13 protein-coding genes and 1 pseudogene are annotated in these 16,226 nt (G+C 71.7%); 5 read left to right on the plus strand and 9 right to left on the minus strand.

The window, feature by feature from the left end:
- Positions 1 to 99 precede the first annotated feature (99 nt).
- A complete protein-coding gene (locus OOK07_RS31805) occupies positions 100 to 5,169 on the minus strand; it encodes an ATP-dependent helicase (RefSeq protein WP_266799853.1) in 5,070 nt (1,689 codons plus the stop codon).
- A 114-nt stretch (positions 5,170 to 5,283) separates the two neighbouring features.
- On the opposite strand from OOK07_RS31805, the pseudogene OOK07_RS31810 reads away from it, so the two are divergent.
- Positions 5,284 to 5,514 (plus strand): annotated as a pseudogene (locus tag OOK07_RS31810) (AzlD domain-containing protein); the annotation flags it as partial.
- Between the two features lie 16 nt (positions 5,515 to 5,530).
- Here OOK07_RS31810 and OOK07_RS31815 read toward each other — a convergent pair.
- Positions 5,531 to 6,475 (minus strand): hypothetical protein, encoded by a 945-nt coding sequence (locus OOK07_RS31815; protein WP_266799855.1) that lies wholly within the window; start codon positions 6,473 to 6,475, stop codon positions 5,531 to 5,533.
- An 80-nt stretch (positions 6,476 to 6,555) separates the two neighbouring features.
- Here OOK07_RS31815 and OOK07_RS31820 point away from each other — a divergent pair, with 80 nt between their 5' ends.
- Positions 6,556 to 6,750, plus strand: a complete 195-nt coding sequence (locus OOK07_RS31820; protein WP_266685216.1) for a DUF3046 domain-containing protein — start codon at positions 6,556 to 6,558, stop codon at positions 6,748 to 6,750.
- 60 nt (positions 6,751 to 6,810) lie between these two features.
- Positions 6,811 to 8,160: an AI-2E family transporter gene (locus OOK07_RS31825; protein WP_266799857.1), complete on the plus strand. Its 1,350-nt coding sequence runs from the start codon at positions 6,811 to 6,813 to the stop codon at positions 8,158 to 8,160.
- Positions 8,161 to 8,209: 49 nt separating this feature from the next.
- Here OOK07_RS31825 and OOK07_RS31830 read toward each other — a convergent pair whose 3' ends face one another.
- The gene (locus OOK07_RS31830; protein ID WP_266799859.1) at positions 8,210 to 9,001 is read right to left on the minus strand and encodes a hypothetical protein; all 792 of its coding nucleotides are present in this window, start codon (positions 8,999 to 9,001) and stop codon (positions 8,210 to 8,212) included.
- A 384-nt stretch (positions 9,002 to 9,385) separates the two neighbouring features.
- On the opposite strand from OOK07_RS31830, the gene recA reads away from it, so the two are divergent.
- Complete coding sequence (gene recA, locus OOK07_RS31835) at positions 9,386 to 10,513, plus strand: recombinase RecA (protein WP_266685219.1); 1,128 nt, start codon at positions 9,386 to 9,388, stop codon at positions 10,511 to 10,513.
- A 1-nt stretch (position 10,514) separates the two neighbouring features.
- Positions 10,515 to 11,432, plus strand: a complete 918-nt coding sequence (gene recX, locus OOK07_RS31840) for a recombination regulator RecX (protein WP_266799860.1) — start codon at positions 10,515 to 10,517, stop codon at positions 11,430 to 11,432.
- 179 nt (positions 11,433 to 11,611) lie between these two features.
- On the opposite strand, the gene OOK07_RS31845 is transcribed toward recX, so the two are convergent.
- The 6 genes from OOK07_RS31845 to OOK07_RS31865 form a co-directional block, all read right to left on the minus strand.
- A complete protein-coding gene (locus OOK07_RS31845) occupies positions 11,612 to 12,043 on the minus strand; it encodes a rhodanese-like domain-containing protein (RefSeq protein WP_266685221.1) in 432 nt (143 codons plus the stop codon).
- Positions 12,040 to 12,591: a cupin domain-containing protein gene (locus OOK07_RS31850; RefSeq protein ID WP_266799861.1), complete on the minus strand. Its 552-nt coding sequence runs from the start codon at positions 12,589 to 12,591 to the stop codon at positions 12,040 to 12,042. The genes OOK07_RS31845 and OOK07_RS31850 overlap by 4 nt, the downstream gene beginning before the upstream one ends.
- Positions 12,592 to 12,667: 76 nt before the next feature.
- Positions 12,668 to 12,715 carry a hypothetical protein gene (locus OOK07_RS43515; RefSeq protein WP_309506048.1) on the minus strand — a complete coding sequence of 16 codons (48 nt, stop codon included), beginning with the start codon at positions 12,713 to 12,715 and terminating at the stop codon, positions 12,668 to 12,670.
- A 118-nt stretch (positions 12,716 to 12,833) separates the two neighbouring features.
- On the minus strand, positions 12,834 to 14,438 hold the full coding sequence (locus tag OOK07_RS31855) for an FAD-dependent monooxygenase (protein WP_266799863.1): 1,605 nt from the start codon (positions 14,436 to 14,438) through the stop codon (positions 12,834 to 12,836).
- 175 nt (positions 14,439 to 14,613) lie between these two features.
- Positions 14,614 to 15,543, minus strand: coding sequence for an amino acid ABC transporter permease (locus tag OOK07_RS31860; RefSeq protein WP_266799865.1), 930 nt, complete (start codon positions 15,541 to 15,543; stop codon positions 14,614 to 14,616).
- Positions 15,540 to 16,208 carry an amino acid ABC transporter permease gene (locus OOK07_RS31865; protein ID WP_266799866.1) on the minus strand — a complete coding sequence of 223 codons (669 nt, stop codon included), beginning with the start codon at positions 16,206 to 16,208 and terminating at the stop codon, positions 15,540 to 15,542. The genes OOK07_RS31860 and OOK07_RS31865 overlap by 4 nt, the downstream gene beginning before the upstream one ends.
- Between the last annotated feature and the right edge of the window lie 18 nt (positions 16,209 to 16,226).

Raw genomic sequence — 16,226 nt, forward strand, 5'->3', positions numbered from 1 at the left:
GTCAAGGGTGGCACGCGTGGGAGGCGTAGCGCAGGGGTCGGCTACCGGCAGGAGTGGGCCTGGCACGGCGTGGTGCCCTCACAGCCCTGCGGGGCGGGCTCATGCGCGTAGCCGCAGGCCGCGGGGGGTCGCGATGAAGCCTGCTCCTTCCAGGAGGGCGCCGATGGGGGACGTCAGGGCCGAGACGCCGTTGACCCGCTCCACCGTGACCGTGCCGAGGGAGCCTGCTCGCGCCGCTGTGGACAGGGCCTGGGCGGCTGCTTGCAGGCGCGCATCGTCGGCCGCGGCGCTGTCCGGGTCGGTGGGCCAGGCGAGCAGTGTCTTGCCGCCGCGCTCCATGTAGAGCGTCAGCTCGCCGTCGACCAGCACCACCAGGGAGCCCGCCTTACGGCCCGGCTTGTGCCCCGCGCCGGTGGGGGGTTCTGGCCAGGGGAGCGCCGCGCCGTACGCGTTCGCCGGGTCGGCGGCGGCCAGGACGACGGCCCGGGACTCGGGGGAGGGGCGGTGGCCGGGGAAGGCGGAACCATAGGCACCGGGGGCGGAGCCCGGGCCGCCGCGGGGGCCGCCTGCGCCGGGGGCGGCGTAGTCGCGAGGTGAGGTGTACTCGTCGCGCGAGCTGGGGGCCGGGGGGAAGCCGGAGTCGTCGGTGAAGCCGGTGAGCTCGAACCCGGGACCGCCGCGGCGGGCAGCGTCGCCGGTCGGGGTGTTGCCGTCCGCCGACTCGAAGCCGGCGGTCCAGTCGAAGGCGTCGGGATCGTCCGGATGGTCCGGGGCGTGAGGTGTGTGGCCGTGGCGCGTGTGGCCGTGGGGCGTGTCGGCATCGGGGGTGTGGTCGCCGGGAGCGGTGAAGGCGTGGGGCGAGCCGAAGGGGGCGGGAGGGAAGCCGCCCGGGGCGCCGTCGGCGGACGGCTGCGGCAGGGCCTCGCCGCGGTCACGGGCGTTCGACACCGCGCGCAGTCGGTCCACCGCGCCGTCCATCGCGAACTGTGCCGCGCCGAGCCCCTCCACCACATAGCCACGCCGCGCCTGGCCGCTCTCCTCGAACGCGGACAGGATGCGGTACGTCGCCGAGAAGCCGCCCTCGATGCCCTCCGCGGAGACTGCTCCCCGGGTGACCACGCCGTGCCGGTCGAGAAGGGCGCGGGCGACGGCGTGTGCGCGCACGGTCGGGTCCGCTTCGCGTGGCGGGAGCAGGGACCAGCGGCCGGCCACGGTCGGTGGCCCGCTGCGGGAGGCGGGGCGCGCGGCGGCAGTGAGGGAGCCGTAACGTCCGCGCGGGACGCTGCGCTTGGCGCGGTGGGCCGTGGAGCCGGCGGTGCGGCCCGAGCCCAGCAGCGAGCGCATGGGGGTCAGCGTGTCGTTCGTGAGGTGTCCGGACCAGGCCAGGTCCCAGACGGTGTCGGCCAGTTGGGGGTCGGTGACGTCGGGGTGGGTGGTCGCGCGGACCTGGTCGGTGATCTGGCGGAAGAACAGGCCGTAGCCCCCGGAGAGGGCGTCCAGGACGGACTGGTGGAGCGCCGTCAGCTCCAGGGGGTGCGGTGGGGGCAGGAGCAGGGGAGCCGCGTCCGCCAGGTAGAGGGAGACCCAGCCGTCCTTGCCGGGGAGGGCCCCGGCACCCGCCCAGACGATTTCTCCGGCGGCGGTGAGTTCGTCGAGCATCGCGGGCGTGTAGTTGGCGACACGGGACGGCAGGACCAGCTTTTCCAGGGCCGACGCGGGCACGGACGCTCCCTGCAACTGTTCTACGGCACGCACCAGTCCGTCGATGCCGCGCAGCCCGTGCCCCTTGCCGATGTGCTGCCACTGCGGGAGGAACTGGGCGAGCGCGGCCGGGGCCACCGGCTCCAGCTCGTGCCGCAGTGCGGCAAGGGAGCGGCGACGCAGACGGCGCAGCACGGCCGCGTCGCACCACTCCTGGCCGATGCCAGCCGGGTGGAACTCCCCTTGTACGACACGGCTGTTCGCGGCGAGGCGCTGCAGTGCGCCCTCCGTGACCGCCACGCCCAGGCCGAAGCGGGCTGCCGCGGTGGTCGACGTGAAGGGGCCGTGGGTGCGTGCGTAGCGGGCGAGGAGGTCGCCGAGCGGGTCCTTCACCGGTTCCGTGAAGGCCTCCGGGACGCCGACCGGCAGGGCTGTGCCGAGGGCGTCACGCAGGCGCCCCGCATCCTCGATCGCCGCCCAGTGGCCGGCCCCGGCGACACGTACCTTGATCGCGCGGCGGGCGCGGGCCAGCTCCTGCGCCCATGGGGGCTCGGCGCCCCGCTCGACCAGCTCGGCGTCGGTCAGGGGGCCGAGCAGGCGCAGGAGGTCGGCGACTCCCTCGGCGTCCTTGACGCGCCGGTCCTCGGTGAGCCACTGGAGTTCCCGCTCCAGCTCGGTCAGCACCTCGGCGTCGAGCAGCTCGCGCAGCTCCGCCTGGCCCAGCAGCTCGGCCAGCAGCCGGGAGTCAAGGGAGAGGGCGGCGGCGCGGCGCTCGGCGAGCGGCGAGTCCCCCTCGTACAGGAACTGGGCGACGTATCCGAAGAGGAGGGAGCGGGCGAAGGGGGAGGGCTCGGGGGTGGTGACCTCGACCAGGCGGACCTTGCGGGACTCGAGGTCGCCCATCAGCTCGACCAGCCCGGGTACGTCGAAGACGTCCTGGAGGCACTCGCGGACCGCCTCCAGGACGATCGGGAACGAGCCGAACTCGCCGGCCACCTGGAGCAGTTGGGACGCGCGCTGGCGCTGCTGCCACAGCGGGGTGCGCTTGCCCGGGCTGCGGCGGGGCAGCAGCAGCGCGCGGGCGGCGCACTCGCGGAAGCGGGACGCGAACAGCGCGGAGCCGCCCACCTGGTCGGTGACGACCTGGTTCACCTCGCCCTTGTCGAAGACGACGTCCGCAGCGCCCACGGGCGCCTGGTCGGCGTCGTACTCCGTGCCCGCCTTCATCGGCTTCTGGTCGAGCAGGTCCAGGCCCATGAGGTCGGCGTCGGGCAGACGCAGGACGATGCCGTCGTCGGCGTGCATGACCTGGGCGTCCATGCCGTACCGCTCGGAGAGCTTGGCGCCGAGCGCCAGGGCCCAGGGGGCGTGCACCTGGGCGCCGAAGGGGGAGTGCACGACGACCCGCCAGTCGCCGAGCTCGTCACGGAAGCGCTCGACGACGATCGTGCGGTCGTCCGGGACGTGGCCGCAGGCCTCGCGCTGCTCGTCCAGGTACGACAGGACATTGTCCGCGGCCCAGGCGTCCAGGCCCGCCGCGAGGAGGCGCAGTCGGGCGTCCTCCTTGGAAAGCGAGCCCACCTCGCGCAGGAACTGGCCCACCGCGCGGCCCAGTTCGAGCGGCCGGCCCAGCTGGTCGCCCTTCCAGAAGGGGAGTCGGCCCGGCACGCCCGGCGCGGGGGACACCAGGACGCGGTCGCGGGTGATGTCCTCGATGCGCCAGGAACTGGTGCCGAGCGTGAAGACATCGCCCACCCGGGACTCGTAGACCATCTCCTCGTCCAGCTCGCCGACCCGGCCGCCGCCCTTCTTGGGATCGGCTCCGGCGAGGAAGACCCCGAAGAGGCCGCGGTCGGGGATGGTGCCCCCGGAGGTGACGGCGAGGCGCTGGGCACCGGGGCGGCCGGTGATCGTGCCGGCGACGCGGTCCCACACCACGCGCGGGCGCAGCTCGGCGAACGCGTCGGACGGGTAGCGGCCCGCGAGCATGTCGAGGACCGCCGTGAACGCCGACTCGGGAAGCGAGGCGAAGGGGGCGGCGCGGCGGACCGTGGCGAGAAGGTCGTCGACCTGCCAGGTGTCCAGCGCCGTCATCGCCACGAGCTGCTGCGCCAGCACGTCCAGGGGGTTGGCGGGGACCTTCAGGGACTCGATGGAACCGGTGCGCATGCGCTCGGTGACCACGGCCGCCTGGACGAGATCGCCGCGGTACTTCGGGAAGACGACGCCGGTGGAGACCGCGCCCACCTGGTGTCCCGCGCGGCCGACGCGCTGCAGGCCGGAGGCGACGGAGGGCGGGGACTCGACCTGGACGACGAGGTCTACCGCGCCCATGTCGATGCCCAGTTCGAGGCTCGAGGTCGCGACCACGGCGGGCAGGCGGCCCGCCTTGAGGTCCTCCTCGACGAGGGCGCGCTGCTCCTTCGAGACCGAGCCGTGGTGGGCACGCGCGATGACGGGCGGCGCGCCCTGCGCCGCTCCGGAGCCGCCCATGAGTTCGGCCGGGGCGTGGTGCTCGTCCAGAGGTTCGCCGGTGGCCCGCTCGTACGCGATCTCGTTGAGCCTGTTGCACAGGCGCTCCGCGAGGCGGCGGGAGTTGGCGAACACGATCGTGGAGCGGTGGGCCTGGACGAGGTCGGTGATCCGCTCCTCGACGTGCGGCCAGATCGACGGGCGCTCCGCGCCTTCGGATCCCTCGGCGACCGGTGAGCCACCCAGCTCGCCCAGGTCCTCGACCGGGACGACGACCGAGAGGTCGAACTCCTTGCCTGACTTCGGCTGGACGATCTCCACCTTGCGGCGCGGCGAGAGATAGCGGGCGATCTCGTCGACCGGGCGGACCGTCGCGGAGAGGCCGATGCGGCGGGCCGGCTTCGGCAGGATCTCGTCCAGCCGCTCCAGGGAGAGCGCGAGATGGGCGCCGCGCTTGGTGCCCGCCACCGCGTGCACCTCGTCGAGGATCACCGTCTCGATGCCGGTCAGCGCGTCGCGCGTGGCCGACGTCAGCATCAGGAAAAGGGACTCCGGGGTGGTGATCAGAATGTCCGGAGGCCGGGTGGACAGGGCGCGGCGCTCGGCGGGCGGGGTGTCGCCGGAGCGGATGCCCACCTTCACCTCGGGCTCGGGCAGCCCCAGGCGCACGGATTCCTGGCGGATGCCGGTCAGCGGGCTGCGGAGGTTGCGCTCGACGTCGACCGCGAGGGCCTTGAGCGGTGACACGTACAGGACGCGGCAGCGCTTGCGGGGATCGGCCGGCGGGGGAGTCGAGGCCAGCTGGTCCAGGGCGGCGAGGAACGCGGCCAACGTCTTGCCCGAACCGGTGGGGGCGACCACCAGCACGTCCGAACCCGCACCGATGGCCCGCCACGCGCCCGCCTGGGCCGCGGTGGGCGCGGAGAACGCCCCCGTGAACCAGCCGCGGGTCGCGGGGGAGAAGCCGTCGAGGGCTCGGTGTGCGGAGCTGACCATGCGTCCATCCTGCACCCGACCACTGACAACTGCTCTGACCTGGGCAGACGGCGGATCGAGCCGATCTGGGGCACGGCCGCCCGCCGTGCGGGCCGTGAACCGCCCGCGGCGAGGGCAGGCGCTCTGGAGAGGCCGCTGGTCAGGCGTCTGGCCGCGCTGCTGCCGGTGGCCCTGCTGGCCGCGCTCACGGCCCGGCAGACCTTCGCGGACGGGCACGCCCTGGTGCTCGACGCGAGGGCCGCGTGGCTTGGCGCGGCGGCTCTGGCGATGGTCCTGCGCGCTCCGTTCCTGCTCGTCGTGGCGGCGGCCGTGGAGGTGAGCGCCGGGGTGCGGGCCATGGGGGGGTTGACGGCCTTTGTGGTCAGCCGACGGGGCGTCCGTGAGCCCTCAGGGTGCGCAGCGCCTCGATGGTCACCATGGGGCGTGCTTCCAGAGCTGTGCCCGGCGCCCACTGGCGCCAGTTGACCGGCCAGCCGCCGTCCGACTCCTGCGCGTCCGCGAGGAAGTCGAGGGAGCGTGCCATCTCGGCATCCGTGAACCACGCGCGCGCGAGGGAGCCGGGAGTTTTCGCGTAGTCGTGTGGAAAGCGGCGCTCGCCCGGGGCGTAGCCGGGCGCGACCGGATAGGCGGCGAGGTCGTCCGGGTCCAGCACCGCGAGGCGGTGGTCGCGCACCAGGCGGCCGAGGCGGTCGGCGGCCGCCTCCGCGCGCGGGCGGTCGGGAGTGGAGTCCAGGAAGGCCACGGCGGCCTCGATCTCGTAGGGGTGGGACTTCTCCAGCGACTCGACCGTCTGCCAGCAGAAGTCCGTGGCCCTGAACAGCCAGGCGTGCCACACCTCGTTGCGGTGCAGCAGGCCCACCACCGGCCCCGTGGCGAGGAGTTCGCTCGGCGGATCGTCCACGATCGGGATGAACGGAGCCGCCGGATAGCCGCGCTGGCCGGGGTGGATCGCCGGCAGGGCGCCGTCCGCCGTGGAGACGGACGTCAGATAGCGGCACACGCGCTCCACACGCTGTCCGCCGCAGCGCCCGATGGAGTCCAGGACACGCAGCGCGTGCGCGGTGTGCAGCGGCTGGCTGACCGGGCCGCGCAGATCGGGCTCCAGCGCGTGGCCGTAGCCGCCGTCCTCGTTGCGGTAGGCGTCGAGTGCCGTTTCCACCGGGTCGGCGCCCCCGTTCAGGAAGTGGTGGGCGAAGAGGCGCTGTTCCAGCACGCGCGCGGTGAGCCAGACGAAGTGCTCGGCCCGGAAGAGCGGCGAGCGTGCCGGGGGCGTGGCAGGGACTGGGGAAGCTCCTGTTTCGGACATGCGTCAGACCGTAGGGCGGAAAGCGGTCTCGGCAAGCGGTCCCGGCTCAGGCCCACCCCCAGGGGCGGGATACTGGAGTCATGCGGTTGACGGTCTTCTGGCAGCGGATGGCGGAGCACTTCGGTCCGGGATACGCAGACACCTTCGCGCGCGACCACGTGATGGCGGAGCTCGGCGGTCGAACGGTGCATGGGGCGCTGGACTCCGGGTGGGACGCGAAGGACGTGTGGCGCGTTGTCTGCACGGTCATGGACGTCCCGAGTGAGAAGCGCTGATCGGGCACGAAGATCGCTGGACGGTAGTTGATTGTCAGACGAGTGGGTGAGACTTGGTCCGTGGCATCCACTGACGAGTCCGGGCAGACGGCCCAGCACGCATCTCCGTTCGGCACGACGCCGCCCGGCCTGCCCCCGGCCGACGCCGGTCCTGGCGGGCGCATGCCGCGCTGGCTGCCGCGTGCCGCGGTGCTCGTGCTCGCCCTCTACGCCGCTCTCCAGCTGGGCACTTGGGCCTTCCACCAGCTCACCGGCCTGCTGATCAACATCCTCATCGCGTTCTTCCTGGCCCTCGCCATCGAGCCCGCGGTGAGTTGGATGGCCTCGCGCGGCCTGCGCAGGGGGCTGGCCACCGGCCTTGTCTTCCTCGCCGTGATGATCATGGCGGCGGGCTTCGTCACACTCCTCGGCTCCATGCTCGCGGGCCAGATCATCAAGATCGTCGAGGATTTCCCGGCCTACCTCGACTCCGTCATCCACTGGATCAACATTCACTTCCACACCGATCTGAAGCGGGTGGACGTCCAGGAGGGCCTGCTCCGCTCCGACTGGCTGCGCAACTACGTGCAGCACAGTGCCACCGGGGTTCTGGACGTGTCCGCCCAGGTACTCGGCGGCCTCTTCCAGCTGCTGACGATCGCACTGTTCTCGTTCTACTTCGCGGCCGACGGCCCCCGGCTGCGTCGCGCGATCTGCTCCGTACTGCCGCCCACACGGCAGGCCGAGGTGCTGCGCGCGTGGGAGATCGCCGTCAACAAGACCGGCGGCTACATATACTCGCGCGGCCTGATGGCGCTCATCTCCGGTGTGGCGCACTACATCCTGCTGCAGATCCTGGGCGTGCCCTATGCGCCCGTGCTCGGTGTCTGGGTGGGCCTGGTCTCCCAGTTCATCCCGACCATCGGCACGTATCTCGCGGGCGCCCTGCCCATGCTGATCGCCTTCACCGTCGATCCCTGGTACGCACTGTGGGTGCTGATCTTCGTCGTGGTCTACCAGCAGTTCGAGAACTACATGCTGCAGCCCAAGCTGACCGCGAAGACCGTCGACATCCACCCCGCCGTCGCCTTCGGTTCGGTCATCGCGGGCACGGCACTCCTCGGCGCAGTCGGCGCGCTGATCGCCATCCCGGCGGTCGCCACACTGCAGGCGTTCCTGGGGGCGTACGTGAAGCGGTACGCGGTCACGGACGACCCGCGTGTCCACGGGCACCGCAGAGGGGGATCGGGGCGCGGCCTGTTCACGCGCGCGGGACAGCTGTGGGCCCGGCGGCCGGGGGCCGACGGGACCGGAGAGGGCGGACAGGGCGGACAGGGCGGACAAACCGAGCTGGCGGAGTCCGGCGCGGGCTCCTCCGCAGGGACGCCGGAGTCCGGCGGGGCCTCCTCTCGAGAGCCGGCGGAGTCGTAGAGGGCCGGCGTGGGCCCGAGGCGCGGTCGGACGGGCAGGCACAAGCGGCTCAGTACGTGAGGACGGCCCACACCCCGGCGCCGATGACGGCGACGACGTAGCAGCCGGTCGCCGTGGCCACGATGCGCCGCCGGATCTGCTCGCTCCAGGAGGTGCGGGACAGCAGCCAGGCCAGCGCCGGCAGGACCAGGACCGCATGCAGGCTGACCCCGTGCAGCGGCTTGAGCGGCGCCGTCGAGTGGTACGCCGCCTCCTGGTGCCCGGTACGGGTGAGTCCCACACCGCGCGCGATCATCGCGGCGCCCGTAGCGAGCGCGACGAGCAGGATCGCGAAGCCGGAACGAACCGCCGCTGCCATCCCCGCGGGGCCCGAGGGCCGGTGCCGGAACGAGGCGAGGGCGAACACGGTGAGCAGCACCACGAGGACGCCGCCGCCCACCGCGAGCATCATGGACACCGCGGTGTCGAACGGCGTCTCCATGTCCAGGTGCGAGGGCACCCGGCGCCAGGCCTGAAGGGTGATACCGCCGACTTCCACGACGCAGTCGGCGGCGAAGACGGTGAGCAGTAGGGCGCGCAGCCGTGGAGCGACGCGCAGATACGAAGTGACCCAGGTGACCGCGATCAGGGTCGCACCGAAGGACAGCCCGAAGGTCACGGGCTTGCGCCAGGAGACGGGCCCGTCCCACGGGCCGCCGTCGACGGCGAACACCGCCAGGTGCACGAGGCCGGAGATGACCAGGACGAGGCCGACGGCGTGGCAGAGGCGTTCCGCCGGTCGCAGTCCGGCCCGCCACGTCGTCGGGGCCGACGGCCGCGCAGGCACCGCTTCCGCTGTCATCGGACCTGCGCTCCTGTCCGCCGGGTGCTCTTCTCGGTCTCCGTCTGCATGCCTTCAGACTCGCGTCGCCGCGCGGTCAGGTCATCGTCCGGCAGAAGACACCCGTCATACGCCAGGAGAAGTACCCCGACCTCGCCTGGGGCCGGGGCCCCAACTCGGCGCGGCCACAGTCTCGGAGGTGTCGCGTGGTGCGCTTGACACAAAAATCGAACATCCATTCTTATGGAAGTTCCGGCGAGGCTCTCTGCGGGCAATTCGACATGGTTTTGACGGAGAAGTGCCCGAGTTATCCACAGGCTGGACGGGCGTCGGGGCGCATTGTCAGTGGCAGGCGTTAGCGTCTTTGACGTGAAGCGATCGACTCAAGCAAACCGGGTGGAACCCATGGCAGGAACCGACCGCGAGAAGGCGCTCGACGCCGCGCTCGCACAGATTGAACGGCAATTCGGCAAGGGCGCGGTCATGCGCATGGGCGAGCGGCCGAACGAACCCATCGAGGTCATCCCCACCGGGTCGACCGCACTCGACGTCGCGCTCGGCGTCGGTGGCATCCCGCGCGGCCGTGTGGTGGAGGTGTACGGACCGGAGTCCTCCGGTAAGACGACCCTGACCCTGCACGCGGTGGCGAACGCGCAGAAGGCCGGCGGCCAGGTCGCCTTCATCGACGCGGAGCACGCCCTCGACCCCGAGTACGCGAAGAAGCTCGGCGTCGACATCGACAACCTGATCCTGTCCCAGCCGGACAACGGCGAGCAGGCCCTGGAAATCGTGGACATGCTGGTCCGCTCCGGCGCCCTCGACCTGATCGTCATCGACTCCGTCGCCGCGCTCGTCCCGCGTGCGGAGATCGAGGGCGAGATGGGCGACAGCCATGTCGGTCTGCAGGCCCGTCTGATGAGCCAGGCGCTCCGGAAGATCACCAGCGCGCTCAACCAGTCCAAGACGACCGCGATCTTCATCAACCAGCTCCGCGAGAAGATCGGCGTGATGTTCGGCTCCCCGGAGACCACGACCGGTGGCCGGGCGCTGAAGTTCTACGCCTCGGTGCGCCTCGACATCCGCCGCATCGAGACCCTGAAGGACGGCACGGACGCGGTGGGCAACCGCACCCGCGTCAAGGTCGTCAAGAACAAGGTCGCGCCGCCCTTCAAGCAGGCCGAGTTCGACATCCTCTACGGGCATGGCATCAGCCGCGAGGGCGGTCTGATCGACATGGGCGTGGAGAACGGCTTCGTCCGCAAGGCCGGCGCCTGGTACACGTACGAGGGCGACCAGCTCGGCCAGGGCAAGGAGAACGCGCGCAACTTCCTGAAGGACAACCCCGACCTGGCCAACGAGATCGAGAAGAAGATCAAGGAGAAGCTGGGCGTCGGCGTGCGGCCCGAACAGCCCACCGCCGAACCGGGGGCGGACGCCGCCGCCGTCTCCGCCACCGCGGACGACGCCGCGAAGACGGTGCCCGCACCGGCGGCCAAGGCCGCCAAGACCAAGGCACCGGCTGCAAAGAGCTGACGTGACACGGCGAACCGACTGGGCCGAGTACGTCCACTTGGATGCTCCGCGTGAGCGAAGGCGGGGAGGCGACGGGGATTACGACGGGCCGGGCGACGAGGCGTACTCGTACGACCCGGCGCACGGCACGGACGGGGGCCGGGGCCGCATCGAGTCGTACAGCTCCGACGCGTCGTACTCCGACGCGTCGCACGACGATGAACAGAGCGGCGGGGAGCGGCCGGACGACGACCGCTCTGCGTTCGGCTCCGACGCATACGGCGGCGGCTCGCGCCGTCGCGGCAGTGGGTCCCACGGCGGTGCGGGGGCCCGTGGTGCGGGCGGTTCCCGAGGGCGTCGGCAGCGACGTCGCGGCGAGTCGTCCGGTGAGGACGGGGGCTCCTCCTCCTCGTCGAGGGCCGAGCAGGAGGAGTCCTCAGGGGACCCGGTCGAGCGGGCACGGGCGATCTGTCTGCGCCTGCTCACCGGGACCCCGCGGACGCGCAAGCAGCTCGCCGACGCCCTGCGCAAGCGCGAGATTCCCGACGACGTGGCGGACGAGGTGCTGTCGCGGTTCGAGGAGGTCGGGCTGATCAACGACAGCGCGTTCGCGGACGCCTGGGTGGAGTCCCGCCACCACGGCCGAGGACTGGCCCGGCGGGCGCTGGCCCAGGAGCTGCGCACCAAGGGCGTCGACTCCACACTGATCGACGCGGCCGTCTCGCAGCTCGACTCCGAGCAGGAAGAGACGACCGCGCGCGAACTAGTCGCGCGCAAGCTGCGTTCCACGCGCGGCCTCGACCGCGACAAGCGGCTGCGCCGCCTTGCGGGCATGCTCGCCCGCAAGGGCTACCCCGAGGGCATGGCCCTGCGGGTGGTCCGGCAGGCGCTGGAGGAAGAGGGCGAGGACACGGAGTTCCTGGGGGACGAGGGGTTCTGAAGACGAGGGTTCTGAGCGGGCCAGGGGCTGTCAAGACGGTGACCACACGAATGCGTGCCGTGCCGTACTCAGTGAAGCGCGACCATCAGGGGCCCGGCGCTGCCGCCCTGGTCCGCCACCAAGCCATGGTGGACGCCACTGAGCACCGGCGTCCACGACGAACGACCGCGACGAACCGCCTACGACGTCACCGGCAGCCCTGCCGCCCTCCACGCCTGGAAGCCGCCGACCAGATCGGTTGCCCGCGTCAGCCCCAACTGGTGCAGAGACGCCGCAGCGAGGCTCGACGCGTACCCCTCGTTGCAGATCACCACGATCCGCACGTCGTGACTCGTGGCCTCGGGCAGGCGATGACTGCCCTGCGGGTCGAGGCGCCACTCGAGTTCGTTGCGCTCGACGACGAGGGCACCCGGAATCACGCCGTCCTGCGTGCGAAGCGCGGCGTAACGGATGTCCACCAGTAGGGCCTCGCCCGCCCGGGCGGCGTCGTACGCCTCTTTCGGCTCGATCCGCTCGTAGCCCTCGCGCACCCGCTCCAGCAGCTCGTCGATGCCGACGGGCTGTCGCCTCTCGCCGCTCGCTTGCCCGTGGGCCGAACCGCCGCCGCTCACTGCCAGTCCTCCGGGCGCTCGACCTGCTCCAGACGCAGGACGGGGCCCACCCGGCTGTAGCGGCGGATCTGTGGCAGCGGCGGGTAGTAGGCGTGGACGGAGACCGCGTGCCGCTCGGTGGACTCGTTGAGCACCTCGTGGACGTGATGACGGCCGAAGGCGCGGCCCTGGCCGGCCGCGAGCCGCCGCTCCCGGTCCACGCCGTCGCTGAGTTCGAGAGTCCTCCAGCCGTCGGCAGGCAGCCGGGCGGTGAGCGAGTTCTCCTTGAGCTCACCGGCCGCCGTCAGGAAGGCGCCGACGGAATCGGCGTGGTCGTGCCAGCCGGTGCCGGTGCCGGGCGGCCAGCCGATCAGCCAGGCCTCGCTGCCGCCGGGCCCGTCCAGACGCACCCAGGTGCGGCCCTCGGGGTCGAGAGGGAGCGAGGCGATCAGCTCGCGATCGGCGGCCATACGCCGAACGAAGTCGAGGAGGTCCGCCTGTGTCGGAGCCTGTGAGGGCGCGGAGGCAGGTGCGGAGGCAGAGGGAACCGGAGAGGGAGAGACAGACACGTGACACCGTCCTGAAGGGCATTCGCGTGGGAGCGCGCGCCAGCAGTGGGGCGCGCAGGAGGAGAGGGATGCGAATTCAGCAGGACGGGCGACACACGCAGCCCGCGTAGCGGACGAGGTCCATATGGACCCTCCGCCACAGGCGCACAAGGGTGTCGGTCACGATCCGGAGTACACCATTGGCGGGGCAGAGCGGTCAACTCACCGTCACTATGTGGACCCCAGGGTGACGGTGAGTGGGGTCACTTCATGGCCGAGCCGACCGTGGCCTCGGTTTTCGCGGGGCCTCCCAGCGTCGCCTCCGCCGCCGCGTAGAGATCGGCCGGCCGCACACCGCCCAGCGCCGAGACCAGATGGCCGTCGGGCCGGACCAGCAACACGGTGTGGGCGGCCGCGCCGGGATAACTCTCGGCGACCAGCAACTCGGCGGGGTACGGCAGCGCGGACACCGCGGCCGCCAGGCGGGGCATGATCCCGGCCGTCACCCAGTGCTTGCGTTCCCACACCCCGGTGCCCGGCGCGATCAGCACCACCAGCAGTGCACCGCGCCCGAGCCGGTCGCGGAGCCGTACGAAGGAACCGTCCTCGGCGGTGACCCGTACATCGGTGATCGCCGCACCGGGCGCCGTAGCCACGGGGACCTCCGCTTCGAGGTGCCGGGGCGCGAGCGGCGAGCCGTCGTACGCCCCCGGGGCACCGAGCGCCCCGCGCCCCAGATGACCGTCCGCGAGCAGGGCGTCGTGGCCACGGGTCGAGCCGGGCACGTACGCGCGCAGCCCTCCGCCGCCGCGCAGTAGCGGCAGCACCTGGTCGGCGGCGCGCAGCCGGCCGGCGACGATCCCGCGCCGCTCCGCCTGGTAGCTGTCGAGCAGCGCCTCGTGCGGTCCGTGGTGCCAGGCGAGCGCCAGCTTCCAGGCCAGGTTGTCGGCGTCCCTGAGCCCCTCGTCCAGTCCCTGCGTGCCCAGCGCACCGAGCAGGTGCGCGGCGTCCCCGGCGAGAAAGACCCGGCCGACGCGCCACCGGCGGGCAAGCCGGTGGTGGACGGTGTGGACTCCGGTATCGAGGAGTTCGTACGCCGGTGCCGAGCCGCCCTTCCAGCCGGCGAGCGTCTCCCGGACGCGCGCCAGCAGCAGCTCGGGGGTGACCAGGTCCTTTCCCGGCGGCAGCAGCCAGTCCAGGCGCCACACGCCGTCCGGAAGGGGGCGGGCGGTCACTTCACCGGCCGAGGGCGTGGACGTCCGCCACGGCGGCATCCGATGGAGCAACGCTTCGTCCGTCCACGGAAGTTCCGTGCGCAGTGCGGCCACGGCGTGTCGCTCCACCGCCGTACGGCCCGGGAAGCGGATGTCCTGGAGTTTGCGCACGGTGGAGCGCGGGCCGTCGCAGCCGACCAGGTAACTGCCGCGCCACCAGGTGCCCCGCGGGCCGCGGGTGTGCGCCGTGACCCCCGAGGGCTCCTGCTCGACGCTGTCGAGGCGGCTGTCCACGGCGAGGTCGACGAGCCGTTCGGCGGCCAGGGCGGTGCGCAGGGCGCCGGTCAGGACGTGCTGGGCGATGTGCAGCGGCGCGGGCTCGGCGGCGTCGCCGAACGTGACCTCGCGCATCACCTGCTTGCGCCGCAGAGACCGCCATCCGGCCCAGTGCGCCCCCTCGCGCGCGAGCGGCACTCCGGTCAGCCGTTCCAACAGGGCGGCGGTGTCCTCGCGCAGGACCACGGTGCGCGCGGGGCGCGGATCGTCCTTGCCTGGCCCCTCGTCCAGCACTACCGAGGGCACTTCCTGACGGGCCAGCGCCAGGGCGAGCGTGAGCCCGACAGGCCCCGCTCCGACGATGATCACCGGGTCCACGGCGCGGCGCCCCCTGCCCGCGGCGGCGTCCTGACGGACCGATGTGAACAGGAAGGTGGAGCAGGGTGCACGATCACAGAACGTATGCAACCCATTGTCGTTGTTTGCGTCAAGTGACGGAGGCAGCGGCGATCAGGCCACTGCCTCCGTGCTGCTCATGCCGTGTGACTGCTCATCAGGTATAGGTCTTGCTGCCGGGGAGGCCGCCGCCTTCACCGCCGGTCCCGTAGGTGCCGCCGATCGCGGCGGGATTGACCTCCACCGTGTCCTCGCCGAGGACCACGCCGGTGCTCTTCTTGCTGCGCCGCAGCCTGCGCTCCAGCCGGCTCGCGAAGCTGGTGAGGAGGAAGTTGACCACGATGTAGATGATCGCCACTCCGATGAAGCTCTGAATGACGTCGGCGTAGTTGGCCGCGAACGTGCTGCGCGCGTTGAGCAGCTCCGTGTAGCCGATCATCACGCCGCCCAGCGCGGTGTCCTTCACGATGACCACCAGCTGGCTGACGATGGCCGGCAGCATGGCCGTCACCGCCTGCGGGAGCAGGATGCTGGTCATCGTCTGGCCCTTGCGCAGACCGATCGCGTGCGCGGCCTCCGTCTGCCCCTTGGGGAGCGCCAGGATGCCGGCCCGGACGATCTCGGCGAGGACCGAGGCGTTGTAGAGCACCAGCGCGGTGACGACCGCGTACAGGGGTCGGTCCGCGCTGCTGACGTTCCCGGAGCGGGCGTAGACCTCGTTGGCGAACAGCATCAGCAGCAGCACCGGGATGGACCGGAAGAACTCGACGACCACGCCGGCCGGGACCCGCACCCACCGATGGTCGGACATGCGCGAGATGCCGAAGAACGCGCCCAGCGGGAGCGCGATGACCATGGAGAGCGCGGCGGCCCTCAGAGTGTTGCCGAGGCCGGGCAGCAGATACGTGGTCCAGGCCTCGGACGTGGTGAACGGCTCCCACAGGGACCACTTCAGCTGTCCCTTGTCGTCCGACTTCTGCCAGACCCACCACAGCAGCAGGGCGAGCAGGACGAGGAAGACCACCGAGAGGAGCAGGTTGCGCCGCTTGGCCCGGGGACCGGGGGCGTCGTAGAGGACGGAGGTCATCGCTTCACCGCCAGTCGCTTGCTCAGCCAGCCGAAGAAGAGGCCGGTGGGCAGGGTCAGAACAACGAATCCGAAGGCGAAGACCGCGGCGATGGCCAGTGTCTGGGCCTCGTTCTCGATCATCGACTTCATCAGGAAGGCGGCCTCGGCCACGCCGATCGCGGCGGCCACGGTGGTGTTCTTGGTCAGCGCGATCAGCACGTTGCCCAGCGGACCGATCACCGAACGGAACGCTTGCGGCAGCACGACGAGCCGGAGGGTCTGACTGAAGCTCAGCCCGATGGCCCGGGCCGCCTCGGCCTGACCCATCGGCACGGTGTTGATGCCGGAGCGCAGCGCCTCGCACACGAAGGCGGCGTGGTAGGCGACGAGACCGAGCACCGCGAGCCGGAAGCCCTGGGCGTCGAAGTTGTCGGCCGCGCCCAGCGTCATGCCGTAGATGTCGGCAAGGCCGAGCGAGGAGAAGACGATGATGACCGTCAGGGGGATGTTCCGGACGATGTTGACGTAGGCCGTGCCGAATCCGCGCATCAGCGGGACCGGACTGACCCGCATCGCGGCCAGCAGGGTGCCCCAGACCAGGGAGCCGACGGCGGACAGGACGGTGAGTTTCACCGTCATCCAGAAGGCCCCTAGGACGTCATAACCTTGAAGAAAGTCGAACACGATCTCCCGCGCTTCCGG

Origin of the sequence: Streptomyces sp. NBC_00078 (assembly GCF_026343335.1) — a bacterium.
In the GTDB taxonomy this organism is placed as follows: Bacteria; Actinomycetota; Actinomycetes; order Streptomycetales; family Streptomycetaceae; genus Streptomyces.